The following is a 26,288-nucleotide window of genomic DNA, read 5'->3' as shown; positions in this document are numbered from 1 at the left end:
ATTTTGATATTCTTGAGTGATACCAAGAATATCAAATGGTGAATATTTGGTATAATTTTTATTAATACAAAGGACAGAAAAATATATTGATTATACAAAATATTTTGTTTGTGGTACATTTACAGAATCTCTTGTTTTGCAATTGATATCTTAGTATTCTTTGGAGGGCATTCGATGAAAAAGTTTGTTTTGGTATTTGGGCCACAAGCAGTTGGGAAAATGACAGTTGGACAAGAACTAGCAAAGATGACTGATTTAAAATTATTTCATAACCATATGACAATTGATTTATTGGAGCCGCTGTATGGATTCTCTCCGGAAATGTGGCGATTAACACATCTCTTTCGAAAAGAAATATTTCAATCATTTTCAAAAAGTGAACATTATGGAATGATTTTTACATACGTATGGGCGTTTAATGAAAAGAAAGATTGGGATGATGTTGAAAGTATATGTAATATTTTTCGTTCCCAAGGAATTGATATTTATTTTGTTGAACTAGAAGCTGATGTAGAAGAAAGACTTCAACGAAATAAAACACCTAATCGACTTGAACATAAGCCAACGAAAAGAAATATTGAACAATCTGAACAGAACTTATTAAGCACATTTGAAAGTTTTAGATTGAATTCAAGAGAAGGAGAAATTACAGAGGAAAATTATATAAGGATCAATAATACGAATCTAAATGCTGCTGAAGTAGCTCAAATTATAAAGAAAGAATTTCAACTATAGTTTTTTAATCTTAACAAATTGAACAGTTCGGATTTTATGAATATCGCATAAATATAACGTAACATTATCAGTAGCAAGGAAAAGGAGGAATCTTCCCCTTACAAGGGAACCTCCTTTCTTTGTTCTATCGATCTATCTATGCATTATTGTATACATTCCTATCCTGACACGGTTTTAGGGTTCTTTTTTGTGTCAAGAAAATGTTGAATAAATAGTGCTCATCAGAGAACGATAAATAAATTAAAACAAGAAGTTCTAACAAACACTGTTATTTAAACGTAGTTCTTTGTTATACGCTTCATGTGCATTCAATAACTCGTCAAAAAGACTTTCCCTTTCGTTTTCTCAGCAGACTGCACAACATCAACTGCTGCTTTCACATCCGCTAAGTCATATGTAGAATGTACTTTCATAAAACGTAATTGCTTATTTTCTACTAAGTGAATTAAATGACGAAACGTCTCTTGCCATTTATATGGCGTTACTTCTTTATTCCAATGCCGTAAATGAAATATGTTCGCGTGCACTTTTGCTTTCGTGACAATCTCTGCCCAGTTAACTTGTACACCTGATAGAAGGCCGATCGTTAAAAAGTGCCCGTTTGGACGTAAGGAGAAAGCCAATTCATTTCCATCTGATCCCCCGATAGAATCAATTGTAGCATCCGCGCCGAGCCCGTTTGTTAATGTCATAACGGTTTCATAAAGCGGGGTAGTGGAAGTATCGATTACATGGTGGGCACCAAGCTCAAGTAATTCCTCTGTATGTTTACTATTTCTTGTCACGGCAATGAGTCGGAAGTTTAAAATGTGTGATAACTGCGCAAAAAGATGACCAATTGCGGATCCACAAGCATTCACTAATAAAACATCATTCTGTTGTAAGTTTAACGTTTCTGTACATGTAACCCACGCCGTAAGAGGATTAATATACATTTGTGCCGCTGTAAAATCATCGATGGAATCAGGAATAGGGACTACAAAATCAGCTGATGTTTTCACATATTCTTGCCAAGTACCTTCTCCGCGTAACGGTAAAACACGTTTGCCGATAAGTTCTCTAGAAACAAAAGCCCCTACATCTTCTACAATGCCAATACCTTCATAACCAGGTATGTTAGGTAACGGAATTCTATGTGCGTACGCTCCGGTTATTGGAATTAAGTCAGATGGATTAATCGGTCTAACTAACATACGAACTAGCACTTCATTATCTCTTAATGGTTCTATATTTTTATATTCAACTTGTAGTACATCTTTTGGATTGCCGAACTTGTGAAATTGAATGTGTTTTCCGTGCACGATAAATGTTCCCCCTTAGTTTGATTGGGTTTATTATAGCATTTTTAGTTTGAAGGGCTATTTTGTTGAAAATGAATAAAAGGGAACAAAAGGCTATTATTCTTCTCGTTCTAGTTTGTAAGGTTTAGCCTAGTATTGCATAATTTGCAGTGTAGGCCTTATGTTAATAATCAGTATGAGTATGTATTTTATATTTAATTGGAAGTTAATTGTAGTAATTGTCTTAATTTATTTAAAGTTTCTGGGTCTTTAGGTCGATACATAGTTAGTTTTAAGTCTGGAGCGTCATACACCCGGAATGTAATATGTTCGAATAATAGTGTGCCTACTATTGGATGATGGATTTCCTTTTTTCCACTCGGTGTACCGAGAACATCGTGAGCGGGCCACCATTCTTGGAACTCTGCGCTAATACCCATTAATTCTTCCACTACTTCTTTGAGCCATTCTTCACCAACAAAACGACTACATGTAGCTCTAAATTGTGCTAAAAGTCTCCTTGCATGGGCCTCCCAATCATTTGCTAATAAGGTTCGATATTCTTGGGAGGCAAAACATCTCCAAACTGCATTTCTTTCTTTGAAACTCATAGTTTCAAAATCTCCAAATACTGCACTTGCAACACGGTTCCAGGTTACAACATCCCAAAGTTGATCTGTTACATATATCGGGTAAAACTTTAAATCATCTATAAAATTTTGTAGTACAGGGCTTACTTCGTCATCAGTTTTTAAAGGCTTTTCAGGAGGTAACTGTTGATGAGCTAATAAAAACATATGCTCACGTTCTTCTTTATCTAAGCGTAAGGCATCAGCTAAACTTTCTAAAGCCTGTATTGAGACTTGGATATCTCGGCCTTGTTCAATCCACGTGTACCAAGTTACCCCAATATTAGCTAGTTGTGCTACTTCTTCACGACGTAATCCTTTGGCTTTTCTGCGTGAACTAATTGGTAATCCAAAATCTTGTGGAGAAAGTCGGTTGCGTCTAGACTTCAAAAAATTTCCGAGTTCTTTTTTTCTTTCCTGTTCACTGTTCATAAAAAGCCCCTTTCTTTAAGGTAGTACTGTTAATACTAGTATAACTGGATATCTATTTACATTAAAATATTTGTTTTATATTAAAGTTGTAGTTTTGATAAAGGGGGTGAATAAAGTGAATAAAGCCAATGCTTCTGTACAAGAAAACCCAAGAGTTACAAAGGGAGTAATCTTTTTCATGGCAGTTGCTTGTGGATTTACAGTGGCGAATGTGTATTTAAATCAGGTTTTGCTTGTAAGCATGGGGAAGACATTTAATGTAGCAGCAGCATCTATTGGTATTGTAGCCACTTTAACACAAGTAGGATATGCTTTAGGGAATCTTTTAGTAGTACCACTTGGGGACATATTTGAGAGAAGAAAATTAATTTTAACGTTGCTATGTGCAGTAAGTCTTTCACTAGCAGCAGCCGCTATTTCACCAAATGTGACTTGGCTTGTAGTGACCAACTTTTTGATAGGGATTTGTACGGTTATTCCTCAGATAATTGTACCCCTTGTAGCTAGTTTGGTTGATGAAAAGGTGCGCGGAAAGGTCCTAGGAAATGTAGCCATAGGCTTGGTATGTGGGATTTTAGGAGCACGTTTTGTTAGTGGCTTGATTGACGTGCATTTTGGTTGGAGAGCAATGTATTGGGTCTCCTTTGCAAGTATGCTGGTAATCATTGTACTCACAAGACTTTTACTACCCAAAAGTCAAGGGGTTGCTTCTATGAAGTATAGTGAGTTATTGACTTCATTAGGCCCCATGTTTATACAAGAAAAAGTACTGCGTCAAGCTTGTATAAGCCAAGGAATGATATTTGGTGCATTTAGCGTGTTCTGGACAACTCTTGGCTTCCTTCTACAATCACCTTCTTATTCATATGGAAGTGATGTTGTAGGATTAGTTGGGTTAGTTGGAATAGGAGGTGCATTTGCTACTCCTATAATTGGGCGGGTAATTGATAAAAAGGGTCCAATTTATGCGAATACTCTTTGTATGACAATTACATTCATAGCATTTATTATTTCTATTATGTTAGGCTACTGGTTAACTGCTTTAATTTTATCTGCATTATTAGTAACTGTAGGTACACAAGCAAATCAAGTTGCATGTCAAGCCAGAATATTTCAGCTCTCCCCAGATAAACGTAGTAGATTAAATGGACTGTATATGGTAGCCACTTTTTTAGGTGGGGCACTTGGATCGTATATAGGGGTATTAGCTTGGAGCAATTGGGGTTGGCTAGGAGTTTGCATAACAGGTATGGTGATGGTGAGTTTAGGATTTACGAGTCTTTTAAACATGAAAAATGAGGTTAAGAGCTTAAAAATGGTTGAAAATATGAAAAGGGGCGATGCATAATGGTAAGGAATGGAGAGAATTATCAAAAAGGTCTAGATATTCTGAAAAAAATAGACGAGGAGAATTATCAAGCGATTGTCGATAGTTTTAAAGATTCTATTGCACCAGATTTAGGCACATTAGCTGTTGAATTTAATTACGGACAAATTTTTTCAAGACCAGGATTAGATTTAAAGTCTCGTCTATTAGCTACAGTAGCTGGGTTAACGGTATTAGGAAATACGCAACAACTTAAGTTTTATATTAATGGAGCTTTAAATGTAGGGTGGACAGAAGAAGAAATTGTAGAAGTAATGATGCAAATGTTGATTTATGGTGGTTTTCCAATAGCTTTAAATACGATTTTGACAGTTGCTACGGAAGTATTTGAAGAAAGAAAAATGGCAACAAAGTAAAAAAACGTAAGGGATGGAGAATAATATGATTATTGATAGCCATGCACATAGCAGGTTTAATGGAAAATAAAAATGTCTTTGTGAATGAAAGACATAATTTTACACTAGTTGATGTTGCAGTTGAACCCTTACAAGGAGGTGGATTTGAAATTAATGACACTGATTTACGAGCAGCTAGATTTGCTATGGATACATAAGTGGATTGGTGAGCATACGGAATTAATTCTCACGGATAAACCTTATGTTAAAGAGATGGATAAAGATACTACCATGGAAGGGTTTCCTAATACTCTGACAAGAAGCCACTTGAAAAGTGGCCTCTTCTATTTTTTATTAAGCCGAAGCTCTCTTCATTCTCTCAAGTAAACTAGATAACACATGCGTACGATACGATTCTAGTTTTTTGCCTTCATAAGTACGGATACCTAATTTTTTTAGTTCTTTTACATACCAACCCTTGCTTCCGAAATACATGTGATCGCTCCCCTTCAACTTTGTTTTATTTGTTCTGATTGCATATGGAGGTACAGGTAATATAATGAAGGAAATGAATTTCGCGCGAAAATGGTTAACTTTGTTGCAAAAGACATATATACTAAAGATAGTATATAACGAGGTGGACAAGACGTGATTATAGAGAAGCACGAAATTCAAATTGACCAAATTACGAGCGGTAAAGTGAATATCTTTACTTTCTATAGAAATAGAAAGCAAATTGATGATCAGTTTTTACGATTGCAAGAACCATCGCTTACAGCAAACTACTTCTTCCATTTTCATTTTGATGCAGAGAGCTTGCATCTACTGCAGAAAGAGTTTCCGAGCGTATATCCGTACGACGGTAGTGAAACGATTCACGACTGGACGGAAAAGATGAAAGCAGAATTGCAACATCAGATCCAAACAGGAAAATGGAATAAACGCGTACGTATCGGTAATCGCATTCTAGATGTGGTGTTTACGTGGTGTGACGAAGATATAGTAGAGTGAAAAAGAAGCGGATGACGCTTCTTTTTTTTAGCGCTGGAATAAAACGAGCTTACCTGCAGTAGATGTGCAGCGATGTGTTTTTTCATACAATCCTTTTTCTCGTAAAATAGATTCACCTTTTGCTTTCGCTTCTTTTTCAGTTGCCGCCTCGAATGATTCGTCTAATGCTTTTGAACCATCTTTTTCAAAGACTGTTAGAACGTATACTCCCATGAAAATTCCCTCCAATAATAAAAATCAGGATCTTATAACTATTTTGGCATAAATCACTAGAATATGCAAAGAAATATATGACATTGCGTGGTAAAATAGAGAGAAAGTTTTATGAGCACTAGATTTACTATTCGTAGTAAAGTACGGAAAAAGAAAGGATCGTTATTTGTGAAACAAGTGAAGTTTATACATGCGGCTGATTTGCATTTAGATAGTCCGTTTAAAGGAATGGAGATGAATGTACCACAGTCTGTTTGGGAGAGAATGAAGCAAAGTACGTTTGAATCGTTCGAGCGTATTGTTGATAAAGCGATTCAAGAGCGCGTGGATTTCGTATTACTAGCCGGGGATTTGTATGATGCGGAGACGAGAAGTTTGAGGGCGCAAGTGTTTGTGCGCGAGCAAATGAAGAGACTTTCGCAGTACGATATCCCTGTTTTTATTATTCACGGTAACCACGATCATTTAGGGGGAAGCTGGGCAGCAATTGAGTTTCCGGAAAATGTTCATGTGTTTACGGAGCCTTACGTAGAAGAGAAATCATTTTATAAAAATGGTGAGCTATTAGCTTCTATTTACGGGTTTAGTTATTTGCAGCAAGCGGTAACGGATAATATGACAGCGCAGTATACGAAAATGAGTGATGCGCCTTTTCATATTGGCATGCTTCACGGAAGTGTGGAAGGGGATGCAGAGCATAATCGCTATGCACCGTTTCAAATTCGTGAGCTGAAAGAAAATCAGTTTGATTATTGGGCTCTTGGCCATATACATAAACGTGAAATTTTATTAGAAGAGCCATACATCGTTTATCCAGGGAACATACAAGGTCGTCATCGTAAGGAAATAGGCGAGAAGGGTGCGTACCTGATTGAACTTACGAAACAAGGAACGCAATGTTCATTTTTCCATACGGCAGATGTTGTGTGGGATGAGATAGAAGTGAATATTGATGGACTTGAAACTGTTGATGATCTTATGACAGCAGTGTCAACAGCGATGAATGAATGTCGAAGAGAAGAGGAAGGGACGCTTTTAACTGCCGTATTTACAGGGCAGGGACCACTTTCTCCTTATTTGCGTGATGAAAAACGTGTTGAAGAAATTTTTCATATTTTAGCAGCTGGCGAAGAGCGAAAAGATTTCGTGTATGCGATGAAGTGGAAAAATGAGACGGTCTCTTTTGCGGAAATCGAACGTTTGAAAGAAGAAAATCATTTCGTCGGTAGTGTGCTAAAGGAGTTAGAAGCTTTCACAAATATGGACGGCGTATTGCGCACCATTTGGACATCTCCTGTAGCGCGTAATAGTATTGAATCTTTTACAGAAGAAGAGAAGAAAGAGATTCAAAAGGAAGCGGAAAATATTATTTTAGAACAATTATTCCAGCAAGAGAGGGATAAAAAATGAGAATGGAAAAACTCCATATTTATGGGTACGGAAAATTAGAAAATGTGGAAATGGACCTTTCAATGCTGACGGTGTTATACGGTGAAAATGAAGCAGGGAAATCAACAATTCGCTCGTTTATGAAAAGTATTTTATTCGGTTTTCCGACGAGAGGACAGCGCCGTTATGAACCGAAAGAAGGCGGGAAGTATGGCGGAGCAATCACTGTGCAAACAGAGAAGTACGGCCGTTTGAAAATTGAACGATTGCCAAAGACGGCTGTTGGTGAGGTAACTGTTTATTTTGAAGACGGGAAAACGGGCGGCGAAGAAATTTTACACGATATATTAACCGGGATGAATGAAAGTTTATTTGAATCGGTCTTTTCTTTTGATATGCATGGTCTTCAAAATATTCATCAGCTTGGCGAAGCGGATATCGGCAATTATTTATTTTCGGCAAGTGCAGTCGGAAGCGATGCGCTATTGCAGTTAGATAAAAAGCTAGAAAAAGAAATGGATCAGCGCTTTAAGCCGAGCGGGCGTAAACCGGAAATTAATGTGTCACTGCAAGAGATGAAGAAACTTGAAGAGAAGATGAAAGAGTGGCAAGGGAAAATTGGCACGTATGAAAAACAGGTCGAACAGTTAAAAGAAAGTGAAGAGAAGCTTGCTTCTGTTCGCGCAGAAAAAGAGAGTGCAGAAAAACGAAAGCAAGATTATGAAATATTAGCAGCGCTTGAGCCCCTCGTTATTGAAAAACGTGCGTATGAGAAAGTGTTAGAGAACGAGAGCGGACAATTTCCGGTAAACGGAATGGCGCGTTATGAAGCGATTAAGGGAAAAATGGAGCCGCTCCAGTTGCAAGTTGATTCGCTCCATAAAAAAATAGAGACAGTGCAATTGGAAATGGAATCGATTCAAATAGATGAAGAATTTTTACAAAAAGAAAGTTATGTAGAAGAACTTCGTATGCAGCATATGTCGTATGAAAATGCACGTCAAGAAATGCGTGATATAACAGGAACGATTACGAATATAAAAGAAGAGCTTGCAGAACTAGAGCAACAAATCGGTGCTACTTTTGAAAAAGAAACAGTTCTTTCGTTTGATATGAGTTTGGCAACGAAAGAGTTAATTACGCAAGCAGTGCAAAAAGCGCGTGAATTAGAAACGCAAAAAGCACAGCTTGATGATCATTTTAAAGTAGCGCAAGAGCAATTAGAAGAACAAGAAGAAAATATAAGACAGATTCAGAAGCAAATGTTAGCGGATGAAGAGCGAAGTGCGTTAGCCGAGAAAGAAAAGTCGTTCCAAGATGCGGCGTTTATCGGTATGGGCGCTGAGAGAATGAAGCGCAAGTATGAGGAAAAAGCAGGAGCGGCTATGCAAAAGAAAAAGCAGTGGCAAAGAGTTTGTCTTCTGTTACTTCTTATTAACACATGCGTGTTATTCACGAGCTTATTTATAGATAACCGCCCGCTCTTATTTATTAGTGTCATTGTTTTTGTAGGGATTGTTCTTGCTCTTGTTTTATATAAAAATCCGTCAAGTGGGTTACAAGAAGAGCTCCTTACTCTTCAGCAAAGCGCTGGCGGGAGACAAAGTGAAGAAGCGATGTCCGTTCGTTATGAGTTAGAAAAAGACGAAGAGATACGTAAATTATTTGAGCGTGAGTCTTATAAATTGCAGCAAATGGAGCGAGCGTATGATAAAGTCGTTTCATCGTATGAGGAATGGGAGAGAGAAACGTTCCGCATGAGCGAACAAGTAAATGTATATAAGAAGCGCTATACGTTCCCTGAATTTTATACATATGCACACATATTGCCGGCGTTTGAGCGTATGGAAAAAATGCAGCAATTATATCGTGAATTAGAGAAGCAAGGCAAGCGAAAATCTTCATTATATGAAATGATTTCGCAATTTGAACATAAACTAGAAACTGTTATCGGTAGCGCGGAGTATAGTAAGCTGCACGAGGCGCAAAGTCGTATGCAAAATGAGAAAGAAAAACGCCAAACTTGTAAGCAGTTAAAAGAAAAACTGACGGAATGGCAAGAAGAATATGAGTTTATGCAAGAACAATTAAAGCAATTACTAGTAGAACGAGACAGTTTATGGCATATTGCAGAAGCTACAAATGAAGAGATGTTTTTAGCAGCAGGTAAACTAGCGGAAAAACGTGAAGATGTGGAGAAGCAAGTAGGACGTTTATTACCGCAAATTGATCTTTTAGAACAACGTTTAACGAGTTTATCATTAGCTGAACATTATGAAGCTGACGGTTATGATGAAAAATTAAAGCAAGAACTGACAGCCGCGCAAAACTGTCTGGCACAAGAAAAAGAACTGACAGAGCGTATTGCACAGCATCGTATGGAAATTGCGAATTTAGAAGAAGGTAGTACGTACGGTGATTTAATGCATGAATGGGAAATGAAAAAAGCGCAAGTGCGTGAGCAAGTGAAGAAGTGGGCTGCGTATGCGGCCGCAAAGACAGTGTTAACGAAAACGAAGCAATATTATCATGAAGTACATCTTCCTCGTATTTTACAAAAATCAGAAGAGTATTTTGTGTATTTAACGGGCGGACGATATAGTAAAATCTTTTCACCGTCAGAGGCGGAGCCGTTCATCGTTGAGCGTAACGACGGTATGCGTTTTTATAGTCATGAACTAAGCCAAGCGACAGCTGAGCAGTTGTATTTATCGCTGAGATTTGCATTAGCGAACACATTTGAGCATGATTATCCATTTATTATTGATGACAGTTTCGTGCACTTTGATGCGGTAAGGACGAATCGGACGATTGAACTTATAAAGGAAATTGCAAAGGATAGACAAGTCATATTCTTTACATGTCATGCGCATTTACTCGCGTATTTTACAGAAAAACAGATTGTAAAATTAACACATATGCGTAAAGAAAATGAGTTGTAGTGTGCTATACTAAAAGTAACTGATTTGGTGGAGGAATTCGAATGAAAAAGAAAATTGCAGAGTATGAAGTTGGTGAACAAGTCGATGTTTTCTTGTTAATTAAAACAGCGACAAAAGGTATCGCAAGCAATGGAAAGCCATTTTTAACAGTAATCTTACAAGATCCAAGTGGAGATATTGAAGCGAAATTGTGGGATGTATCACCAGAAGTTGAGAAACAATATGTAGCGGAAACAATCGTGAAAGTGGCTGGTGACATTCTAAACTACAAAGGCCGTATTCAATTACGTGTGAAACAAATTCGTGTTGCGAATGAAAATGAAGTTACGGATATCTCAGATTTCGTAGAAAAAGCACCAGTGAAAAAAGAAGATATGGTTGAGAAAATTACGCAATACATATTTGAAATGAGAAACCCGAACATTCAACGTCTAACAAGACATTTATTAAATAAGCATCAAAACGAATTTTTAGACTATCCAGCAGCGACGAAGAACCATCACGAGTTCGTATCTGGACTAGCTTATCACGTCGTATCGATGCTTGATTTAGCGAAAGCTATCTCAAATCTATATCCATCATTAGATAAAGACTTACTATATGCAGGCGTTATTTTACATGACCTTGGTAAAGTAATCGAGTTGTCTGGCCCAATTTCTACAACGTATACGTTAGAAGGAAATTTATTAGGACACATTTCGATTATGGTGAACGAAATTGGCAAAGCAGCAGACGAGCTGCAAATCGATGCAGAAGAAGTATTAATTCTTCAACACATCGTGCTTTCTCACCACGGAAAAGCAGAATGGGGTAGTCCAAAACCACCATTAGTAAAAGAAGCAGAAATTCTGCATTACATCGATAACTTAGATGCAAAAATGAACATGATGGACCGCGCATTAGGACGCACAAAACCAGGCGAATACACAGAGCGTGTCTTTGCTCTTGATAATCGTTCGTTCTACAAACCTAAGTTTGAAACCTATCGTGACAAGTGACTTTAGCGTATTGTTAAAGTTGCTTGCCCACAAATTGCCCACGAGATTTTAAAAATTCGTCATATTGGTTTACGGCAGTTTCCTCTATAGATTTTGTTATGTGAAGATACACATTTGCAGTCATGTCTATAGAGGAATGCCCTAAACGTTCTGAAACATATTTAAGGTTTGCCCCACTTTGTAATAAGTGAACGGCATGTGTATGTCTAAATCCGTGTAAGGTAATGTATTTTAAATTTCCTTTCTTACAAGCTTGCTGTAAGAATTTTAGGGTTGCTGGGTGTAGCATACAAGAATTATCTTCATGTGTAAATACAAAATTATACTCTTTATAATATTTACCGTTCTTCAAAGTGTTTTTATTTTGCTCTATTTTCATTTTTCTTAAATGAGATATGGTAGAAGAATCTAAAGAGATAGTTCGTTTACTGCTTCTATTTTTAGGTGGACCGAATAAGATTTTTTCATTTCTCTTGGTAGTGATTAATGTTTTGTTGATGAATAATTTTTGTTCTTCAAAATCAATATCTTCCCATTGAAGGGCTAAGCATTCACCAATGCGGAGACCTGTGCGAGATAGAAACATGAATAAAGAATAGTATTTAAAGCCTCCTTTCTCATTAAGGATGTAAGTTAAGAATTGATGTAGTTCATCTATATCGTAGCATTTTATATCATCATTTTTTGAGGAAACACGAGTTGTTCTTAATTTAATTTTTGTAGTTGGGTTTTTTTCTAAAATCCCAAGTTCGTTAACAGCTGTATCTAACGCATGGTGCATTGTGACATTAATTGTTTCTACCGTTTTCTTACTGTACTTTTCTAATAGGTTATTTATAAATTTTTGATATTTAATTCTTGTTAAATCTTTTAACTTTAATTCTCCAAATACAGGTAAGATGTGAAGTCTAATGTTTTTTTCGTAGACCATGTAAGTTCTTGGAGCTACATTTCCTTTTTTGAAGACATTTAACCATTCGTAAAGATATTCATTAAAAGTTATTTTACCGTCTTGTATATTGCCCCCATTCACTAATTTTTCTTCTATTTTAGCAGCAGCTAATTGAGCTTCTTTTTTTGTTTTAAATCCACCTTTGGATGTTTCTTTGTATTTCCCCATTTCTTTATACCTAATTCCATATTCCCATTTATCATTACGTTTTCTAAAACTAGCCACGTTAATCACTCCATTCTATATTTTATAAGAATGTTTGTTCTGTCTTTGCGTAAAAATATATAGTAGATTCTAAATAAATCTATCCATTTGTTTAGGTATTCCATAATGCTGTAATAACTCTTGCTTTGTTTGTATGTAGTAATCATGATGACTTCCATCGATAAGAAATCTCGTTGCAAAATAGTTTGCTTCAGCTTCTATACGAATTTCAGAACAAAGAGACACCTTGGATAATTTAGGTGTATTTTCATTTGGATGAAATAAGGCATGACCCAATTCATGAAAACAAGTAAAAACTTGATTTTGGTATGAAAGTCGTTCGTTAATATGTATAAAAGGGATACGAGATACTTTGTGGTAGTATCCATAAATATCCCCTAAGGCTTCTGTGATAACGACTATACCTTTTGCTTCAGCGATAAGGAACGGATCTCTGGTGTTATATCGTCTAAGTAGTTCGTCTATTTTTAAATTGATTTGCTGTTTTGAAACCAACTAGATCCACTCCAATCAACCTTCATTTCTGTATTTTTTAGGTGTAAATTTCTTTTTGGCCATTTGTTTTCCTAATCTAAGAGAGTTTTCTAATGACACAATTAATAACTGCTTAGTTTCCTCTGACATTGGTTCAGAGTCTTTAGAGAAAGCGAGAGCGTCGGCTTTAGTCATGTCTTCTATTAACTCTTCTAACTTTTTTTGTATATCTTTTTCATCTTTCTCTGTAAGTTCCCAGTACTCTTTGTTAGTTCTACCTAATAGGTAATCAACACTTACATCGAAATAATCTGCCACCAGTTGTAGTTTATCAACAGCAGGTTTTTGTGTTTTCCACTTATATATAGAATTTTCCCCCATGTTTAGTTGCTTTGCTAAATCAGATAAAGATATTCCTTTCTTATTCGCAAGACTTTTAATTATGTTGAATGTAGACATTTGAGCCACCCTTAATAAAGCTAAGAACATTTTTTATCCGAATGGATAGATAAAAATGTTTACTTTTATCCGTCCGGATATTAAACTATGTTCATAAGCTAATTATTTAGCCTCAAAACCATTACAAATTAAACCTATATAGCACGTCCCTCAACGTTTAAAAGGTAATTTAATTTGGTTTATTTAGCTATGCCTTAATTTTATCTAATTGGATAGAAATAGTCAATAGAAAGCTAAAAAATTAGCTAAATGTATAGGAGGAGGTGTGGATATGGATAAAAAGTTTGGTAAGAAAGTGAAAATGTGGCTATTTGTTAATGGAATGAAGCAAGGAGAATTAGCAAAAATGCTTAACGTTTCTGGTCCATATCTCTCTGATATTTTACACGGTAAAAGAGAAGGTAAAAAAGTGAAAGAAAAAATAAATCGAATATTGGAAAGTGAGGAGATTTAGTAATGACGGCAACAGTGCAAGTTATTATCGATGATAACTACTTGCAAAAAGAAGTTTCTCGTCAAGTTAATGAACGTTTAGCAGATATGGGAATTGGTACTTGGTGGGATATGAAAAGACTTCAATATGAAACAAGTAGAAGTTATGACTGGTTAATGGAATATGTCGTTTGTGATCCTAGAGTGCAGATTTTTGCTAAACAAAAAAATAATCGTTGGTTATTTAAAGCAAAAGAAATGAAAGAATTTCTTAATAAGTATTTTGATGAATTATAAGGAGGTTAGTATTAATGAAAAATGGTAAAAAGCCAACAAAAAAAGAAAAAATGCATATTAAATTATACAATCTAAATCCCGATAATTGGTTGATTTTTAAAAAAGTAAATCATGAATTGCATTTGGTACATCGTAATACGAATGAAATTAAGGTTATTCCGAGTTTGTAGAGGAGGAAAGTAACATGAATCAATTAACAGCAGCAAACGAACAAGCATTAGTATTTGAAAACAACGGAAAAGTAGTAACAGATAGTTTAATGATTGCTGAAATGTTTGAAAAGACACATGACAATGTATTGAAAGATATTAGAAAACAAATTGAATATGCGGGACCTGAATTTTCACTCGTGAATTTTCACGAGTCAAATTATGAAAATGAGTGTGGACGAAAATACCTTAAGTACAACTTAACAGAAGAAGCTTTCACGCTAGTTGCAATGAGTTACAACACAAAAGAAGCTGTTCAAATGAAAATTAAGTTTATTGAAGAGTTTAAAAGAATGAAACAACACATACAAAACCAGCAACAACTTCCTAAAGATCCGATGAGTATTTTGAAACTCACATTTGATGTTTTAGATGGTCAAAAACAAGAAATTCAAGATATTAAATCAGATGTGAAAGATTTACGAGAAAACGCTCCTTTATATGCTATCGAATGTGATGAAGTATCAAAGGTTGTAAGAAAGTTAGGTGTTCTTCTATTAGGTGGTAAGGAATCTAATGCTTATCGGGATGTTAGCCTTAGAAAAAAAGTGTATAGCGATATTTACAGTCAATTACATAGAGAGTTTGGAATTAGTAGTTATAAAGCTATTAAACGTCATCATTTAGATAGAGCTATTCAAATCATTAATGAAGAATATTCACTTCCAATCATTTTAGAAGAAGAAATTACAGCTACAAATGCACAAATAAATATGGCGGAAGTTCAATAGGAGGAGCAATCATGCAACAAAAGATTTTAGTGATTACAAGTAATTTCGCAGGTTTTCCAGGTATCAGTGAATTTAATTCAAAAGATGCTGCGAAAGAAGAGGTTAAAAAGTTAATTCAAAAAGGTGTAAGTCCCAAATCAATTCGTGTAACGCAAGAAATCCCTATGAATATCGATATTCAAGTGGATGTTGAATTTTAAGAAGAAAGGTTTAGGTGGGAAAAGCAATGGAAGTCATGATTGATTTAAATACATTTGCTGATGGAGCGCTTGCTGAAAGGTTTCATCAAGAGTTTGAGCGCGTAATGGAAAATATGGCGGATTTGAATACTGATCCGAAAAAAGCAAGAAAAATCGTTTTAACACTTTCGTTTGCTGGTGATAAAAAGCGTGATGTATGGAATTGTCAGGTTCAAGCAACTTCGAAACTAGCACCAACAGAAGCGGTAGAGTCTAAGATTCTATTAGATATGGACCAAAACGGAAATTTAGTTGGACAAGAATTAGCTTCTGGAATTCAAGGGCAGTTTTATATGGATCTACAGGGTGATGTGAAAACAGATGTTGGACAACCTGTAGAAGAAGTAGAACAAAATCAGGCTGCTGATAAGCAAACAGTAGTAATCGATTATTTGAAAACTAAATCTAATTAAGTAAAGGGGAAATAAAAAATGACTATGACAAGAGAAGCAATTGAAAAGGTATTAGAGATTGGAACAATTGAAACACACAAAATCGGTGAACAGACATATTCAACACAACGATTACATCTTGTGCAAGAACCAACACCAGCGGAAATTATTGTTCGTAGTTTATCTGGTCTAGTAGGTTATGTGAAAGCAGAATTTGATACAACTGAACCTGTAATGATTCATATTGTAAACCCAACAACGGTGAGTTGCTTTACTGCTGTTAATGGGGATAAGGCTAGAAGTACTTATATCCAAGCACAAGCATCTATTCCACGTTTTAATTTTGGAAGCTTTTATGACAGAGAAGAATTTAATATTGCATTGCAATCGGGTTTTGTACAAAACAATCATCGAGACATTGTTTTACAGGTAGTAGGTACTGTCGTAGAAAATGATGTAAAGGAAATTGGAGATGATGGTGTATCGCAAGCTGTAACAGTGAAAACAGGAGTTGCGAGTAGAGGGAATGCGAAAGTACCTAATCCAGTGCAATTAAGCCCATATCGAACGTTTGTTGAAGTAGAACAACCAGAAAGTAAGTTTGTGTTTAGAATGCGTGAAGGTGCTCGTTGTGGTTTGTTTGAAGCTGACGGTGGGGCTTGGAAATTAGAAGCGATGAATAACATTAAAGAGTACCTAAATAACGCATTATCGCAAGAAGTGGAATCTAAAAAGGTGTTTATTTTAGCCTAATGGACATTATAACGGTAGAAAGTACAACGAATGTCTGTATCTTTGGATTTGGGATAGCGGTACTTGCGTATGTAGTTTATAAAGGCGGTACTTTCATTGAACGAAAGTTTGATGAAAGTGATCGTTTAGAAAGGGAGCGTTTAAACAATGGGAACCGAAAACAGAGTGCTTCCAGAACATTTGATGATGGCATCAAAATTAGAAAAAGAGCGTAAGGAATGTATACAAAACCGACAACTTTTATATAAACAAATGGAGCAAGCCAATAGAAACGGCGACAAAATTGCTTATGTTGAACTTCACGATTTATATCAAAAGCAAAATAGCAGAGATTTAGAAATTTCAAAGGAGTTATCAGCTATGTATTTCAAGAAAATAAAAAATGATTCTTCTAAAGAAAGAAAACAAGTTTTAGAAGTAGCAGATCGTTTGGAAGAAGTGGGAGGAAGAAAAGAAGTTGTCGATAGTATTCGACGGAATTTATAAAAAAGAACCCGCTGCAACGGGTCCTATTAGAAAAAATATTACATGATAAGTATAACATTAAATATAGTTCTTGAGAATTTATGAGGTGGCTTTTATGGGGATTATCCGAGTGAAAAAAGACAGCAATTATTCTGTCATAAATAATACCGGTTTAAAAGATGAAAGGTTGTCTTGGAAGGCAAAAGGGATTTTAGCTTATGCACTTACATTACCTGATAATTGGACTTTTCATATAAGTGAGTTATCTCAACATGCTAAGGACGGAGAAGATTCATTACGTTCAGGGTTTAAAGAGTTAAAAGCGCTAGGATATATAAAGCGTTACCCTGTTCGTGATGAAAAGAGCAAGAAGATAACAAATTGGGAAACTGAAATTTATGAAACACCAGATATGGGGAAACCACATGAGGAAGAACCACTTATGGAAATTCCACATGTGGAAAACCCAGATGTGGAAAAGCCACTTGTGGGAAACCTACATGTGGAAAATCCGACACTACTAAGTACTAATAAATTAAATACTAATATACAAAATACTAATTATTATCATGATGATAATAAAGAATCGAAATCACATGTATTAGTCAATGAAGAATTTAAAGTCAGTTATAACTTTTTAAAAAGTGAAGGAATTCCGTTAAGTGAAATTGCCGTTATGGAATTAGGAGAGTTCTGTGATTTGTTTGGTAGCGAATTAATTAAACATGCTGTTCACAAAGCTATTGATGAAAATAAGCCAAAATGGAATTACATTAAGGCCATTTTGAAAAGCTGGGAAAAGCAAAAAGTAAAAACATTAGATGATGTTGTTGCATTAGATAGACGCTTTGAAATGAGTAAGAACAAGCGATTGAATGGTTCGGGACCAGGTCGTTCAAATAGAAAAGAAATTGTTCCAGATTGGTTACGGGAAGATACTGAGTCAACTAAAAAAGAAATCGAAAAGCAAAACTCGCAATCTATTGATGAAGAGCGTGAGAGATTGCAAGAAGTGCTAAACAAATATAAATCATAGGAGCGATTTACATGCTAAATCCATTTGAAGATGTAATTGGAGAAGAGTGTTACGAATGCGAAAATCCTTTTCCTGAGTCTGATATGAGTAAAATATATATTTCTGGTTTGGAGAGGATTGTATGCAAGCAGTGTAGAGAGCAGCTTGAACAGAAAGTAAAAGTGTTAGATTTTCGTGTCATTCACGATGTTCTAAAGGAATTAATAAAAGGATTCGGTCGTGAAAAAGTCCGTCAATTCGATTTAGTAACTGCAAAAAGATACGTAATTGACAACGAAGTAGCTCTAAAGATTGAAAAACGTGGTGGCAAGTTCAATCAAGAACCTTTAGGCAAATTTGTTTCCTTATCTACCGAAGAGTTAATTACAGTCATCGAATTTTTAATGAGAAAAATGAATCCTAATCTATGGATGAATGCTGTGATTGGAAATGTTTTAGAGCAACAAATGATTATTACACTTTCACCGATAGAAGAAGGTGAGTTAAATGACTGAACAAATCACAATAGATCATGATTTTATTTATGAGCCACTAATAGATACATACATGGTGGACATTGTTACAGAGTCGGGATTCAAATTAGAATTTTGTGAAGCTGAAACGAAAGAAGAAGCGGCATTAAAAATTCGTGAAAAATATCGTAAGAATTATAGTTTTAAGATTCGTAGTATTGAAGTTTCGAATAGATCGTTAAAAGAAATTCAAGCACTTAACTAACAATTGAATAGGAGAAGATATTTATGTGGAATCCATATGATTATTATATAACTCCAGAAGAATACGAAGTAGCAGAAAAGAATGGGATAAAACGAAAATCATTAGAGTATAGGATACGAAGAGGATGTTGGGATAAAGAAAAAGCAATCACAATACCTACTCAAAAAGAGCCATCGGAATGGACGAAAATTAAAAATATTAGTTTGAAAAATGGAATCAGTAGACAAACATTTTCCGCTAGGAGAAAAAGGGGATGGGGGTTAGTTGATGCTATAACAATCCCACCACTTACTCAGGATGAAATAATAGCAAGAGCAAAAGAGAAGAATCCTCAAAAGGCACCTACTTTTACTGAGGAACAGGTGAAACGTGCTGAGGAGAATGGAATAAGTTATAAAACTTTATATGATCGTGTGAAGAGATATAAATGGGATTTAGAAGAGGCAATTTCAACACCAATTTTGTCAGCATCTGAGCGTGGAAGAAAGGGAAAAGAAAGATCTTATTGGTCCAAGATAGTTATTCCATCGAGAGAAGAACGAATGAAGTGCAGAAAGTTAACTTATATAGCAAATTAGTTTGAATTCATAAATCTTTAATTAAGGAGAGAAAGGGAATGAATTTACAAATTGATGAAAAGAAAGTGACTGCTGGTCAATGGGTTGTATGCGAATTGAAGGATAACAAAGTCATTACACAAGTTAAACGAGTGATTAAAGATACACTTAACAACAAAGTAGAGTTATGGGGAACATGGGGATGTGAAGGAGCGATACATGGTGATTGGGGCTACAATCATGCGAATAAATGTAGGTATGCAACAGTAGAAGAGATCAACGCAGAAAGTGTAAGACGTGTATTTGCACAAAAGGGACGTAAGCCAAATGAGTATCGTTCTGGTGATGTTGTAACTGATGATGTGTATGCATCTCGTGTTTTACACGTAATAAACGATAGAGCAACTGTACAAATCATGAACTCGCATCAAATATATGAGGTTGCAATAGAAAATTTAGAAATTCTATTCTTTGCTGAAGATATGGCTGGTTAAATCATGGGATTTGTAGTTTCAATATTCTGTGTATTGATGGTTATGATTGCTTTTAGGTCAGCAGATAAGGTTAACAAAAGAAATCGTTCAGATAAATAAGTTTCAATAGTAGGAGAGAAATTACATGAAAAATAGATGTATTGATTTAACGGAACTATTCCAAATGCAAAGGGTTTTAGACAAGAATATTATAGCGAAGCATAAAGAAAACTATGCTCGCTATGACATGCTGTATAACAAGGTTTACGCGCTAAAAAATGAAGTGAATGAAGCCTGGAATGCAACAAATTCTTTTAAAATGTGGTCTACAAAATTTGAGCAACCTGACGATACATTTTTAGAAGAAATGGTTGATATTTTAAACTTTTGGTTGTCGGTTGCTATGGACTTTAAAATCAAAAATCTTCTTCGAACAATTTATATTACAGAAACTAAAATAAACGGTTTTAATAAAGCGTTCTTCCATATGGATAAGAATGTAAATCATCTGATTGGAAAAGTCGAATTTAAGGACTCTATTGGTGCAAAAAGACCTTTAATAATGATGATGGATTTATTCTATAAAATTATTGAATTTGCAGGTTTTACATGGGATGACGTAGTTCAGAGGTATAAGAAAAAGAACGAAGAGAATTTCAAACGATTAGCTGTGAGATATTAAATAAAAAATGCTAGGATTTCTCCTAGCATCAATAAAAGGTATGTCGCACAGAAAATTAGTTGTGTGCAAAACGATGATTTGCATTTTTATTATATATTATTTTTCTTTTAAAGAAAATAAATATTAACAGTCTGTGCTAGTAATTAACATACAATTTAAATTTTATTAAAAAATGAGGTAACAGAAGATGAGTAATGAAAAAACGAAGTGGAAATAACAAGCACGGAAGAGGTTTAATAAAATTTATAACTAAAGCATTATTTTGTACAAGAATCTTTTCGCCTGCACAAAGGAAATTAAGAGTGAAGACTAAAAAGCGTTACTTTATAGTATTACCAAAAGAGTACATATCGAATATGTACTCTGGAAAAAAGGAGGCTCATATGAGTGATGAAACATCATACTACAATATATGCTTGTTTCATTTTAAAGTGCAAGAAGTATAGCAAAATAGTTATTTGGTAAAAGAGGAGAGATAAGTATGTGGATGATTCACGATTATGAAGAAGGTATCGTTTTAATTACTGAAGATCATGAGGAAGCTCTAAAAGAATATGAAAAATATGTTAAATCGGTTAAAGGCTATGTACAGGATAACGATTGTGAATTTGAAGGTGATGAAAGAGTAGTTCTTGCGAAGGTGGAGCGTCAAACATATGCGCAAGCAACAGGTAGAAAGGTTCCTGGCCTACATGGGATGAGTGGGACTGGAAAGAAGATAAATATAAAGACAAAATTCTTATTGTATGACCAAAAATAAAAGAACCCGTTTACTATAAACGGATTCTTCCCTCAAGGTCTGCAAGAAATTCAAGGTAACTGGACCAGAGCACCATATTGAATTTCTTATGATATTAATGTATTCAAAGAAATCTAAAAGATGAATGGGAATTAAATAAAATCTTTATTTGGAAAGAGTTCAGCCCCTAACGGTGCGCTGCTAGGGGCTGAATCTTGAGAACTTTTATTAAAATTACATGAGGTTGATCAGTGAATGTAACTATTGATCTCTCGCATTATAACACTAAGTAAATCAAAAGTACAACTCAATATTTGTATTTAGTGATGCAAGATATGGAGGGGATAAAATGACATACTTATCAATCGAATATTGTAATCAGTGTGATAAAGAAATAGCGTTTTGTGATTGTGTTTGTAATGAATGTGGTGGCGATTTGCATGATTGTGAATGTGAAGAAAAATAAATAAAATCGTTATTTTAGAGAAAGGAAGGATTCGAATGAAGGAAATTGAGGAATTAAAAGATCGTCTTAGAAATGAAATGGTAACTCGTATGGATGATTCGGATATAGTCGATATATTAACGGTTTTGCAAAGAGTGGAAGAAGAAATTGACGATTGGAAACAAAGTCATGATAAGGTTGCAAGGGTATTAGAGAAAAGCGAACGAGATCATAAAGAAACAATGGATTTGTTACATGATACCAGTAAAAAGGTGAGGGTAAAAACGAAAAGTAAAATGGAAGGTGTCATACGGTGCTCTCAATACGAATGCGAGCAATTCAAAAGAAAAGCCAAAAAGTTAAAAGAAGAAAAGAATGAACTTTTAGAGCAATTGGCACTATGTAGAGAGCTTTTGCTCCCGTTAATGGAAAATCACAATGATTATGAAGAATTGCTTGCTTCGACTGTATCCGATCCATTGCAAATATCATATTTGTGTGAGCGTGTAGCAGCAGAGTTTAACGCATCGAATTAAATTCAAACAAAACGCTATTTTGTGCTTAATAAAATAATAAAGCAGCTAGCTCAATGAACTAACTGCTTTGTTGTCCAACAATGACGATACCCACAATACTTTGTAACTTATGGTTACAACTATAGTATGAGCAGAAGCAAAAATGTTATGCAAGAAAGCTAAAAAATTTTTCATTAAGCACAACAAAGCAGCTAGTTAATAAAACTAACTGCTCGTTGTACAAAAGAAAATTAGGCCCTACAAGTAAATGATATGTAACTTTAAGTTACAACTATATTATAAGCAGAATTAAAAAATATTATGTAGAAGTGAAGCTGAGCTAAATAAAAACTTTATTTTGTATTAATTCGGAAAACAAAAAGAGCACCATGTATTAGTGCTCTTTAAGATAGGAGGTAACACTTTGAGTTGGATACGTAGGTTAGAAGTATATGATGTAAAAAAGAAAAAAAGACCTAAATTTTATTATTAACTCAATATAAAAAGAGCAATTAGTTTCTGCTAACTGCTCGGCCCAAGGGAATAGATATAGAGTGGGTTTTAGTAAAATTGGAAATTGGCTTTTCATGAGCCTGTTTACAGTATAACCAAGATTTTTAAATGTATTCCCTCTTTAAAGCCCTTATTCAAACAGTATTCTTTAAAGAGGGAGTGGAGTAGTGGAAAAGAATATTTTTCCTTTAATATGAGATGGTTTTTATTCTCAATAATATATGAGCATTAAGACAAAAATGTGCAATTAAAAGAGCAGCTAGCAAAAGCTAACTGCTTTCAAAAAAAACGTTAAGAAGGAAGTTCGGTACTTAAGTGTATTTATAGTATGGACAAGATTTAGGGATTTATTCAAGGAGGGATGGATATTGAGAGATATAGAGTGGCATGAGACAAATGAAAACAATGATGAAATCAAAACAATAGCAATGTATGGGGACAACAGGATAGTTGGTTATAACGGCATTTTAAAAGGTGACAAAGTACTTTATAAAGGGGAAGAATATACCGTGGTAATGGTGTCCAGATTAGGGGACTTTGGTTTATCAAAAACAGGAGAATTGCCATACATTTTACGTGCTTGTCCAAAAGGCGTTGCGAGGAAATAAAAGAGCAGTTAGCAAAAGCTAACCGCTCCCTTTTTGACAAAAGATTCCGAGCAGAAATCACTGCTAAGATAACTGCTTCTGGTTAGTATGGTACAAAATCACGATTAGTATTCAAAAAGAGTTAAAATATACAAATTAGATTATGATATTTGCTATTATCCATATCGCCCAGAAAAGAACTAAAAACTCTATTGAAATCCAAAGTGCTTTTTTCTCAGGTTTTTTTAACTCTTTTATTAAAGAGAAAATAGCACTAGTTACTTATAAGGGTGAAAAGAACGAATCGTATTGTATCTGGCACTTTAATCACTCCTAATTTCAAATTAAATTTATTATATAACGATTTTAAAATTTTTAGGTAATTATTGGTAAGAATTAAGCAAAATTTAAACAAATAATTCTTTTAATAGAAAGTGAGGTTAATAAAGATGGCATATAGTGGAGATCATGGAGCTGCGTTTGAAACTTTGATTAATTTTTCAAACGAAATGTACAAGCGAAAAAACATTGCATTAATTACAAAGCGAGCTACACCTGTAGTTGTGACAAAACTATTTAAAGATGGAAGAATTAAAGAAGGTTATTTTGAAAAGAAATCAACTGTTGATTATGACGGTATATACAAAGGTAGAATGTTAGCATTTGAAGCAAAAGCGACAACGAATAAGACAAGTTTTGCGTTAAAGAATATATCATCACATCAAATTGAATACTTAGAGCAAGCAGAAAAACTCGGAGCAATATGTTTCTTCTTAATTGAATTTAGTATAGAACATTCTGTTTTCTTGGTTCCATTTGAAGTAATCAAAGAATACATTCATGATGCGAAATTAGGTGGGCGAAAATCCATTCCACGAGCAGTATTTGATGATAGAGCTTATTTAGTAAAACCAACTGATCGAGCGTTAGTAGATTACCTGCATTATGTAGATAAGTTGGAGTGGTCTGTAATATGAGTAAAAAAGAAGTTCGTATTCAAATTTTAGATTTACAAGAGCAACACTGCATAGGGTGCGCTTATAGATATAGTAGGGATGTAGCGCATTGTTGGACAAATTGTGAAACAGGAATACGAATCAATGAACTAGGTGTTCTATTAGGTGGTCGGTTAGGGATTGAACAGAAGAAACCAAGAACAGCTAAAGAATGGAATAGAATATGTAAAAATGCAGTAAAACTGAGTAATAAAGGACTTACATACGTTGAAATTGCAAAGAAATATAGTATTACTACAGGTAACTTACACATTCAAATGAAAAAGAGAGGGTTAAAATAAATAATTTCACATACCGAAATAAGACATAAAAACAAAAAGAAAATAGTCCGCATTTGAGGACGTTGATTAACTGTAAGAAAGAATATTTTCTTACAACTAATCAGCGTCCTTTTTTATTCTAAGGAGGGCAAACTGCATGATAGACTTAATCAAGCAATATAAAGAAACATTAAATCAATTATTAACTGCAAAAGAAAAGGCAACGAAACAAGAGGAGAAAATAATTAATAGAATGATTAGTGACATTGAGTATTCACTAAATTGGATGAGGAACGGAAGAGAGCCAGAACCTAAAAGAGGGATTGAGCGGAGAGCATCTTATCAGAGAGATGTCAAAGTAAATCCGTTGTTAATACAAAGGTATTTAAGAAGTAAAGAAACAGAGTATGAATGGGATAAAGAACAAAAAGAAAATGCAATTACAACATGGGAAAAGATACAGTTAGATGATGCTTTGTCTACTTTATCAAAAATGGAAAAGGAAATATTTATAATGTATAAAGTGGGGATGTTTACACAAGAGGAAATTGCAGAAATGAGAGGTGTTACAAGATCTACAATTCAGCAACATTTGCGTAGAGCAGATAAAAAAATTGCACAACAAGTGGGTGAAAGTCTCTTTTTTGTAAATTAAAGAGGCTTTTTTATTTTAAAACAGTTTATTTTGTCATCATAATGCCACCTATATATGAAAGCCGGAACCAGTTTCTATGGTAAATGATTGAATGAGCGTTGTTTTTCACATCAGCGGTTCAATTAGCAACCATTAGAAAACTCCGTTTGTATAAGATGTTACGAACCTTATGCAAATAAAAATGTTCTTGATTTCTTAATCCGTAATTAGAATTACTAGATTATTAGTCTAAACGGTCGAGGAGAGCTTTTGCTCTTCTTTGAGCTGATACGTGCCTACCTATAGTGTCGGTTCAAAGAAGAACAAAAAATTCCGTAAGAAATGACGAAGGAAAATTGCATAATTAAGCTCATCTACCTATGGTAGAAGGAGAATCTGAGTAACCGAACGTTACGCGGCTTTTTGTTTTAGAAGAGGATATTATGTATAAAAAGGTCTTAGCTTATTCGCTGAAGACCCTCACAAATAACCATATAATACCCATTATTATAAGTAATGTTCCAAATAGGCTAAGAGCATGCCCAATAAAATATAAACCAGTAATGACAAAGGCAAAGCCGAAAATAAATAAAGGAATTCTAAGCCATTGGCTATAGTTTTCACTTCCAGCTATTGCGAGCATGATAGGAACAATTGATAATAAAATCCAAATTACTCCGTTTAAGGAAGAGAGCAAAATTGTTTTCCAAAATCCTTCAGAATTTCCGAAAAAATAACCGGTTAGTAATTTAAAGGATTCAACAGCTCCTTCTGCAGTAGGAATCGAATTGATCAAATCCATAAGTAGTACACTGAATGTTATGTTTAAGGCTAATAAAATGAAATAAAGTATGATGTGTTCGTACAAAAAGCTTGCACATCGTATTGTAAAACTACTAATACTTTGCATTAAATCACTCCTTATCCTTTTTTATAATTCATTCGAAGTTTATAGTTTAAATTCCTGCTTTTTTTGTTTGGATTTGTATATATTTGTAGTTTTTTATCTATGGTGTCAGCTTAAAGATGAGAAAAGGATTTGAAGGAATGGAAACTGGTAAAATGTACCCTATAGAATAGACACTTAAAAAAAAGTCTATTCTATAGGGTCTTTCTTGTATAATGAGAGAAAAAT

37 protein-coding genes are annotated in these 26,288 nt (G+C 34.7%); 29 read left to right on the top strand and 8 right to left on the bottom strand.

Annotation, left to right across the window (positions count from 1 at the left end):
- The first annotated feature begins 174 nt into the window (after positions 1-174).
- On the top strand, positions 175-735 hold the full coding sequence (locus PDQ33_RS18060) for an AAA family ATPase (RefSeq protein WP_095842637.1): 561 nt from the start codon (positions 175-177) through the stop codon (positions 733-735).
- A 308-nt stretch (positions 736-1,043) separates the two neighbouring features.
- Here PDQ33_RS18060 and PDQ33_RS18055 read toward each other — a convergent pair whose 3' ends face one another.
- Both PDQ33_RS18055 and PDQ33_RS18050 read right to left on the bottom strand, forming a co-directional pair.
- Positions 1,044-2,036: a zinc-dependent alcohol dehydrogenase family protein gene (locus PDQ33_RS18055; protein ID WP_270756392.1), complete on the bottom strand. Its 993-nt coding sequence runs from the start codon at positions 2,034-2,036 to the stop codon at positions 1,044-1,046.
- 194 nt (positions 2,037-2,230) lie between these two features.
- On the bottom strand, positions 2,231-3,076 hold the full coding sequence (locus PDQ33_RS18050) for a helix-turn-helix transcriptional regulator (RefSeq protein WP_270756391.1): 846 nt from the start codon (positions 3,074-3,076) through the stop codon (positions 2,231-2,233).
- A gap of 178 nt (positions 3,077-3,254) precedes the next feature.
- Between PDQ33_RS18050 and PDQ33_RS18045 the strand changes: the two genes are divergently transcribed.
- The 3 genes from PDQ33_RS18045 to PDQ33_RS18035 are packed head-to-tail and all read left to right on the top strand — an operon-like array spanning position 3,255 to position 5,016.
- Entirely contained in the window at positions 3,255-4,424 is a 1,170-nt protein-coding gene (locus PDQ33_RS18045) for an MFS transporter (RefSeq protein WP_270756400.1), read from the top strand.
- Positions 4,424-4,819, top strand: coding sequence for a carboxymuconolactone decarboxylase family protein (locus PDQ33_RS18040; protein ID WP_270756389.1), 396 nt, complete (start codon positions 4,424-4,426; stop codon positions 4,817-4,819). Before PDQ33_RS18045 ends, PDQ33_RS18040 begins: the two co-directional genes overlap by 1 nt.
- A 32-nt stretch (positions 4,820-4,851) precedes the next feature.
- Positions 4,852-5,016, top strand: coding sequence for a hypothetical protein (locus PDQ33_RS18035; protein ID WP_154214273.1), 165 nt, complete (start codon positions 4,852-4,854; stop codon positions 5,014-5,016).
- 136 nt (positions 5,017-5,152) lie between these two features.
- On the opposite strand, the gene PDQ33_RS18030 is transcribed toward PDQ33_RS18035, so the two are convergent.
- Positions 5,153-5,293 (bottom strand): YflJ family protein, encoded by a 141-nt coding sequence (locus PDQ33_RS18030; protein ID WP_000273537.1) that lies wholly within the window; start codon positions 5,291-5,293, stop codon positions 5,153-5,155.
- Positions 5,294-5,446: 153 nt separating this feature from the next.
- Between PDQ33_RS18030 and PDQ33_RS18025 the strand changes: the two genes are divergently transcribed.
- Positions 5,447-5,809 (top strand): hypothetical protein, encoded by a 363-nt coding sequence (locus tag PDQ33_RS18025; RefSeq protein WP_000582792.1) that lies wholly within the window; start codon positions 5,447-5,449, stop codon positions 5,807-5,809.
- Between the two features lie 27 nt (positions 5,810-5,836).
- Here PDQ33_RS18025 and PDQ33_RS18020 read toward each other — a convergent pair whose 3' ends face one another.
- Complete coding sequence (locus PDQ33_RS18020; protein WP_000539554.1) at positions 5,837-6,022, bottom strand: YhzD family protein; 186 nt, start codon at positions 6,020-6,022, stop codon at positions 5,837-5,839.
- 168 nt (positions 6,023-6,190) lie between these two features.
- Between PDQ33_RS18020 and PDQ33_RS18015 the strand changes: the two genes are divergently transcribed.
- Genes PDQ33_RS18015 through yhaM form a run of 3 tightly spaced genes read left to right on the top strand, consistent with a single transcriptional unit; the run spans position 6,191 to position 11,351 of the window.
- Positions 6,191-7,432 (top strand): metallophosphoesterase family protein, encoded by a 1,242-nt coding sequence (locus PDQ33_RS18015; RefSeq protein WP_270756398.1) that lies wholly within the window; start codon positions 6,191-6,193, stop codon positions 7,430-7,432.
- Positions 7,429-10,353, top strand: a complete 2,925-nt coding sequence (locus PDQ33_RS18010; protein ID WP_270756388.1) for an ATP-binding protein — start codon at positions 7,429-7,431, stop codon at positions 10,351-10,353. Before PDQ33_RS18015 ends, PDQ33_RS18010 begins: the two co-directional genes overlap by 4 nt.
- Before the next feature lie 41 nt (positions 10,354-10,394).
- Positions 10,395-11,351 (top strand): 3'-5' exoribonuclease YhaM, encoded by a 957-nt coding sequence (gene yhaM / locus PDQ33_RS18005; RefSeq protein ID WP_270756387.1) that lies wholly within the window; start codon positions 10,395-10,397, stop codon positions 11,349-11,351.
- 13 nt (positions 11,352-11,364) lie between these two features.
- Here the strand turns inward: yhaM and PDQ33_RS18000 are convergent, their stop codons facing one another.
- From PDQ33_RS18000 to PDQ33_RS17990, 3 genes are all read right to left on the bottom strand, one after another.
- Entirely contained in the window at positions 11,365-12,528 is a 1,164-nt protein-coding gene (locus PDQ33_RS18000) for a site-specific integrase (RefSeq protein ID WP_270756386.1), read from the bottom strand.
- Between the two features lie 69 nt (positions 12,529-12,597).
- The gene (locus tag PDQ33_RS17995; RefSeq protein ID WP_270756385.1) at positions 12,598-13,023 is read right to left on the bottom strand and encodes an ImmA/IrrE family metallo-endopeptidase; all 426 of its coding nucleotides are present in this window, start codon (positions 13,021-13,023) and stop codon (positions 12,598-12,600) included.
- A gap of 15 nt (positions 13,024-13,038) precedes the next feature.
- Positions 13,039-13,461 (bottom strand): helix-turn-helix domain-containing protein, encoded by a 423-nt coding sequence (locus PDQ33_RS17990; protein ID WP_270756384.1) that lies wholly within the window; start codon positions 13,459-13,461, stop codon positions 13,039-13,041.
- 271 nt (positions 13,462-13,732) lie between these two features.
- Here PDQ33_RS17990 and PDQ33_RS17985 point away from each other — a divergent pair, with 271 nt between their 5' ends.
- The 21 genes from PDQ33_RS17985 to PDQ33_RS17885 all read left to right on the top strand — a co-directional run bounded on the left by PDQ33_RS17985 (position 13,733) and on the right by PDQ33_RS17885 (position 25,174).
- Positions 13,733-13,915, top strand: coding sequence for a helix-turn-helix domain-containing protein (locus PDQ33_RS17985; protein ID WP_270756382.1), 183 nt, complete (start codon positions 13,733-13,735; stop codon positions 13,913-13,915).
- A gap of 2 nt (positions 13,916-13,917) precedes the next feature.
- Positions 13,918-14,190 carry a DUF771 domain-containing protein gene (locus tag PDQ33_RS17980; protein WP_000127561.1) on the top strand — a complete coding sequence of 91 codons (273 nt, stop codon included), beginning with the start codon at positions 13,918-13,920 and terminating at the stop codon, positions 14,188-14,190.
- 14 nt (positions 14,191-14,204) lie between these two features.
- Positions 14,205-14,360 carry a DUF6906 family protein gene (locus tag PDQ33_RS17975; RefSeq protein WP_270756381.1) on the top strand — a complete coding sequence of 52 codons (156 nt, stop codon included), beginning with the start codon at positions 14,205-14,207 and terminating at the stop codon, positions 14,358-14,360.
- Positions 14,361-14,374: 14 nt separating this feature from the next.
- Positions 14,375-15,130 carry a Rha family transcriptional regulator gene (locus PDQ33_RS17970; protein ID WP_270756379.1) on the top strand — a complete coding sequence of 252 codons (756 nt, stop codon included), beginning with the start codon at positions 14,375-14,377 and terminating at the stop codon, positions 15,128-15,130.
- Positions 15,131-15,141: 11 nt separating this feature from the next.
- The gene (locus tag PDQ33_RS17965; RefSeq protein ID WP_270756377.1) at positions 15,142-15,330 is read left to right on the top strand and encodes a hypothetical protein; all 189 of its coding nucleotides are present in this window, start codon (positions 15,142-15,144) and stop codon (positions 15,328-15,330) included.
- A 26-nt stretch (positions 15,331-15,356) separates the two neighbouring features.
- The gene (locus PDQ33_RS17960; protein WP_233935355.1) at positions 15,357-15,782 is read left to right on the top strand and encodes a replication terminator protein; all 426 of its coding nucleotides are present in this window, start codon (positions 15,357-15,359) and stop codon (positions 15,780-15,782) included.
- Between the two features lie 18 nt (positions 15,783-15,800).
- Entirely contained in the window at positions 15,801-16,514 is a 714-nt protein-coding gene (locus tag PDQ33_RS17955) for a hypothetical protein (protein ID WP_270756374.1), read from the top strand.
- Entirely contained in the window at positions 16,514-16,729 is a 216-nt protein-coding gene (locus PDQ33_RS17950; RefSeq protein WP_270756373.1) for a hypothetical protein, read from the top strand. Before PDQ33_RS17955 ends, PDQ33_RS17950 begins: the two co-directional genes overlap by 1 nt.
- Entirely contained in the window at positions 16,701-17,000 is a 300-nt protein-coding gene (locus PDQ33_RS17945; protein ID WP_270782914.1) for a hypothetical protein, read from the top strand. Before PDQ33_RS17950 ends, PDQ33_RS17945 begins: the two co-directional genes overlap by 29 nt.
- A 94-nt stretch (positions 17,001-17,094) precedes the next feature.
- Positions 17,095-18,015: a DnaD domain protein gene (locus tag PDQ33_RS17940; RefSeq protein WP_270756370.1), complete on the top strand. Its 921-nt coding sequence runs from the start codon at positions 17,095-17,097 to the stop codon at positions 18,013-18,015.
- Positions 18,016-18,026: 11 nt separating this feature from the next.
- Positions 18,027-18,509 (top strand): hypothetical protein, encoded by a 483-nt coding sequence (locus PDQ33_RS17935; RefSeq protein WP_270756368.1) that lies wholly within the window; start codon positions 18,027-18,029, stop codon positions 18,507-18,509.
- Positions 18,502-18,732, top strand: coding sequence for a hypothetical protein (locus PDQ33_RS17930; RefSeq protein ID WP_270756367.1), 231 nt, complete (start codon positions 18,502-18,504; stop codon positions 18,730-18,732). Before PDQ33_RS17935 ends, PDQ33_RS17930 begins: the two co-directional genes overlap by 8 nt.
- A 23-nt stretch (positions 18,733-18,755) precedes the next feature.
- A complete protein-coding gene (locus tag PDQ33_RS17925) occupies positions 18,756-19,310 on the top strand; it encodes a hypothetical protein (RefSeq protein ID WP_016718586.1) in 555 nt (184 codons plus the stop codon).
- A 38-nt stretch (positions 19,311-19,348) separates the two neighbouring features.
- Positions 19,349-19,783 (top strand): hypothetical protein, encoded by a 435-nt coding sequence (locus tag PDQ33_RS17920; RefSeq protein WP_076872331.1) that lies wholly within the window; start codon positions 19,349-19,351, stop codon positions 19,781-19,783.
- 124 nt (positions 19,784-19,907) lie between these two features.
- Entirely contained in the window at positions 19,908-20,444 is a 537-nt protein-coding gene (locus tag PDQ33_RS17915) for a dUTP diphosphatase (protein WP_270756366.1), read from the top strand.
- Between the two features lie 481 nt (positions 20,445-20,925).
- A complete protein-coding gene (locus PDQ33_RS17910; RefSeq protein WP_270756365.1) occupies positions 20,926-21,204 on the top strand; it encodes a hypothetical protein in 279 nt (92 codons plus the stop codon).
- Positions 21,205-21,684: 480 nt separating this feature from the next.
- Complete coding sequence (locus PDQ33_RS17905) at positions 21,685-22,164, top strand: hypothetical protein (protein WP_270756364.1); 480 nt, start codon at positions 21,685-21,687, stop codon at positions 22,162-22,164.
- 860 nt (positions 22,165-23,024) lie between these two features.
- A complete protein-coding gene (locus PDQ33_RS17900; protein WP_270756363.1) occupies positions 23,025-23,264 on the top strand; it encodes a hypothetical protein in 240 nt (79 codons plus the stop codon).
- A 428-nt stretch (positions 23,265-23,692) separates the two neighbouring features.
- Positions 23,693-24,220 carry a Holliday junction resolvase RecU gene (locus tag PDQ33_RS17895; protein ID WP_270756361.1) on the top strand — a complete coding sequence of 176 codons (528 nt, stop codon included), beginning with the start codon at positions 23,693-23,695 and terminating at the stop codon, positions 24,218-24,220.
- Positions 24,217-24,540 (top strand): hypothetical protein, encoded by a 324-nt coding sequence (locus PDQ33_RS17890; protein WP_270756360.1) that lies wholly within the window; start codon positions 24,217-24,219, stop codon positions 24,538-24,540. The genes PDQ33_RS17895 and PDQ33_RS17890 overlap by 4 nt, the downstream gene beginning before the upstream one ends.
- A gap of 136 nt (positions 24,541-24,676) precedes the next feature.
- On the top strand, positions 24,677-25,174 hold the full coding sequence (locus tag PDQ33_RS17885; protein ID WP_270756358.1) for a sigma-70 family RNA polymerase sigma factor: 498 nt from the start codon (positions 24,677-24,679) through the stop codon (positions 25,172-25,174).
- Positions 25,175-25,616: 442 nt separating this feature from the next.
- Here the strand turns inward: PDQ33_RS17885 and PDQ33_RS17880 are convergent, their stop codons facing one another.
- Positions 25,617-26,063: a hypothetical protein gene (locus PDQ33_RS17880; protein ID WP_270756357.1), complete on the bottom strand. Its 447-nt coding sequence runs from the start codon at positions 26,061-26,063 to the stop codon at positions 25,617-25,619.
- Between the last annotated feature and the right edge of the window lie 225 nt (positions 26,064-26,288).

Origin of the sequence: Bacillus cereus group sp. Bc031 (genome assembly GCF_027716265.1) — a bacterium.
Taxonomy (GTDB): Bacteria; Bacillota; Bacilli; order Bacillales; family Bacillaceae_G; genus Bacillus_A; species Bacillus_A paranthracis.
This window is presented reverse-complemented; position numbering and strand designations above follow the sequence as displayed.

Bases quoted from the DNA above. Each gene is read 5' to 3' on its own strand.
- PDQ33_RS17965 (WP_270756377.1), top strand. From the start codon at position 15,142: ATGCAACAAAAGATTTTAGTGATTACAAGTAATTTCGCAGGTTTTCCA.
- PDQ33_RS18010 (WP_270756388.1), top strand. From the start codon at position 7,429: ATGAGAATGGAAAAACTCCATATTTATGGGTACGGAAAATTAGAAAAT.
- PDQ33_RS17950 (WP_270756373.1), top strand. From the start codon at position 16,514: ATGGACATTATAACGGTAGAAAGTACAACGAATGTCTGTATCTTTGGA.
- PDQ33_RS18030 (WP_000273537.1), bottom strand. From the start codon at position 5,293: ATGTATTTCGGAAGCAAGGGTTGGTATGTAAAAGAACTAAAAAAATTA.
- PDQ33_RS18050 (WP_270756391.1), bottom strand. From the start codon at position 3,076: ATGAACAGTGAACAGGAAAGAAAAAAAGAACTCGGAAATTTTTTGAAG.
- PDQ33_RS17885 (WP_270756358.1), top strand. From the start codon at position 24,677: ATGATAGACTTAATCAAGCAATATAAAGAAACATTAAATCAATTATTA.
- PDQ33_RS18020 (WP_000539554.1), bottom strand. From the start codon at position 6,022: ATGGGAGTATACGTTCTAACAGTCTTTGAAAAAGATGGTTCAAAAGCA.
- PDQ33_RS17945 (WP_270782914.1), top strand. From the start codon at position 16,701: ATGGCATCAAAATTAGAAAAAGAGCGTAAGGAATGTATACAAAACCGA.
- PDQ33_RS17910 (WP_270756365.1), top strand. From the start codon at position 20,926: ATGTGGATGATTCACGATTATGAAGAAGGTATCGTTTTAATTACTGAA.
- PDQ33_RS17880 (WP_270756357.1), bottom strand. From the start codon at position 26,063: ATGCAAAGTATTAGTAGTTTTACAATACGATGTGCAAGCTTTTTGTAC.
- PDQ33_RS17970 (WP_270756379.1), top strand. From the start codon at position 14,375: ATGAATCAATTAACAGCAGCAAACGAACAAGCATTAGTATTTGAAAAC.
- PDQ33_RS17975 (WP_270756381.1), top strand. From the start codon at position 14,205: ATGAAAAATGGTAAAAAGCCAACAAAAAAAGAAAAAATGCATATTAAA.
- yhaM (WP_270756387.1), top strand. From the start codon at position 10,395: ATGAAAAAGAAAATTGCAGAGTATGAAGTTGGTGAACAAGTCGATGTT.
- PDQ33_RS17890 (WP_270756360.1), top strand. From the start codon at position 24,217: ATGAGTAAAAAAGAAGTTCGTATTCAAATTTTAGATTTACAAGAGCAA.
- PDQ33_RS17935 (WP_270756368.1), top strand. From the start codon at position 18,027: ATGCTAAATCCATTTGAAGATGTAATTGGAGAAGAGTGTTACGAATGC.
- PDQ33_RS17960 (WP_233935355.1), top strand. From the start codon at position 15,357: ATGGAAGTCATGATTGATTTAAATACATTTGCTGATGGAGCGCTTGCT.
- PDQ33_RS17895 (WP_270756361.1), top strand. From the start codon at position 23,693: ATGGCATATAGTGGAGATCATGGAGCTGCGTTTGAAACTTTGATTAAT.
- PDQ33_RS17920 (WP_076872331.1), top strand. From the start codon at position 19,349: ATGAATTTACAAATTGATGAAAAGAAAGTGACTGCTGGTCAATGGGTT.
- PDQ33_RS17925 (WP_016718586.1), top strand. From the start codon at position 18,756: ATGTGGAATCCATATGATTATTATATAACTCCAGAAGAATACGAAGTA.
- PDQ33_RS17930 (WP_270756367.1), top strand. From the start codon at position 18,502: ATGACTGAACAAATCACAATAGATCATGATTTTATTTATGAGCCACTA.
- PDQ33_RS17915 (WP_270756366.1), top strand. From the start codon at position 19,908: ATGAAAAATAGATGTATTGATTTAACGGAACTATTCCAAATGCAAAGG.
- PDQ33_RS17990 (WP_270756384.1), bottom strand. From the start codon at position 13,461: ATGTCTACATTCAACATAATTAAAAGTCTTGCGAATAAGAAAGGAATA.
- PDQ33_RS18040 (WP_270756389.1), top strand. From the start codon at position 4,424: ATGGTAAGGAATGGAGAGAATTATCAAAAAGGTCTAGATATTCTGAAA.
- PDQ33_RS18060 (WP_095842637.1), top strand. From the start codon at position 175: ATGAAAAAGTTTGTTTTGGTATTTGGGCCACAAGCAGTTGGGAAAATG.
- PDQ33_RS17980 (WP_000127561.1), top strand. From the start codon at position 13,918: ATGACGGCAACAGTGCAAGTTATTATCGATGATAACTACTTGCAAAAA.
- PDQ33_RS17955 (WP_270756374.1), top strand. From the start codon at position 15,801: ATGACTATGACAAGAGAAGCAATTGAAAAGGTATTAGAGATTGGAACA.
- PDQ33_RS17985 (WP_270756382.1), top strand. From the start codon at position 13,733: ATGGATAAAAAGTTTGGTAAGAAAGTGAAAATGTGGCTATTTGTTAAT.
- PDQ33_RS17940 (WP_270756370.1), top strand. From the start codon at position 17,095: ATGGGGATTATCCGAGTGAAAAAAGACAGCAATTATTCTGTCATAAAT.
- PDQ33_RS18045 (WP_270756400.1), top strand. From the start codon at position 3,255: ATGGCAGTTGCTTGTGGATTTACAGTGGCGAATGTGTATTTAAATCAG.
- PDQ33_RS17905 (WP_270756364.1), top strand. From the start codon at position 21,685: ATGAAGGAAATTGAGGAATTAAAAGATCGTCTTAGAAATGAAATGGTA.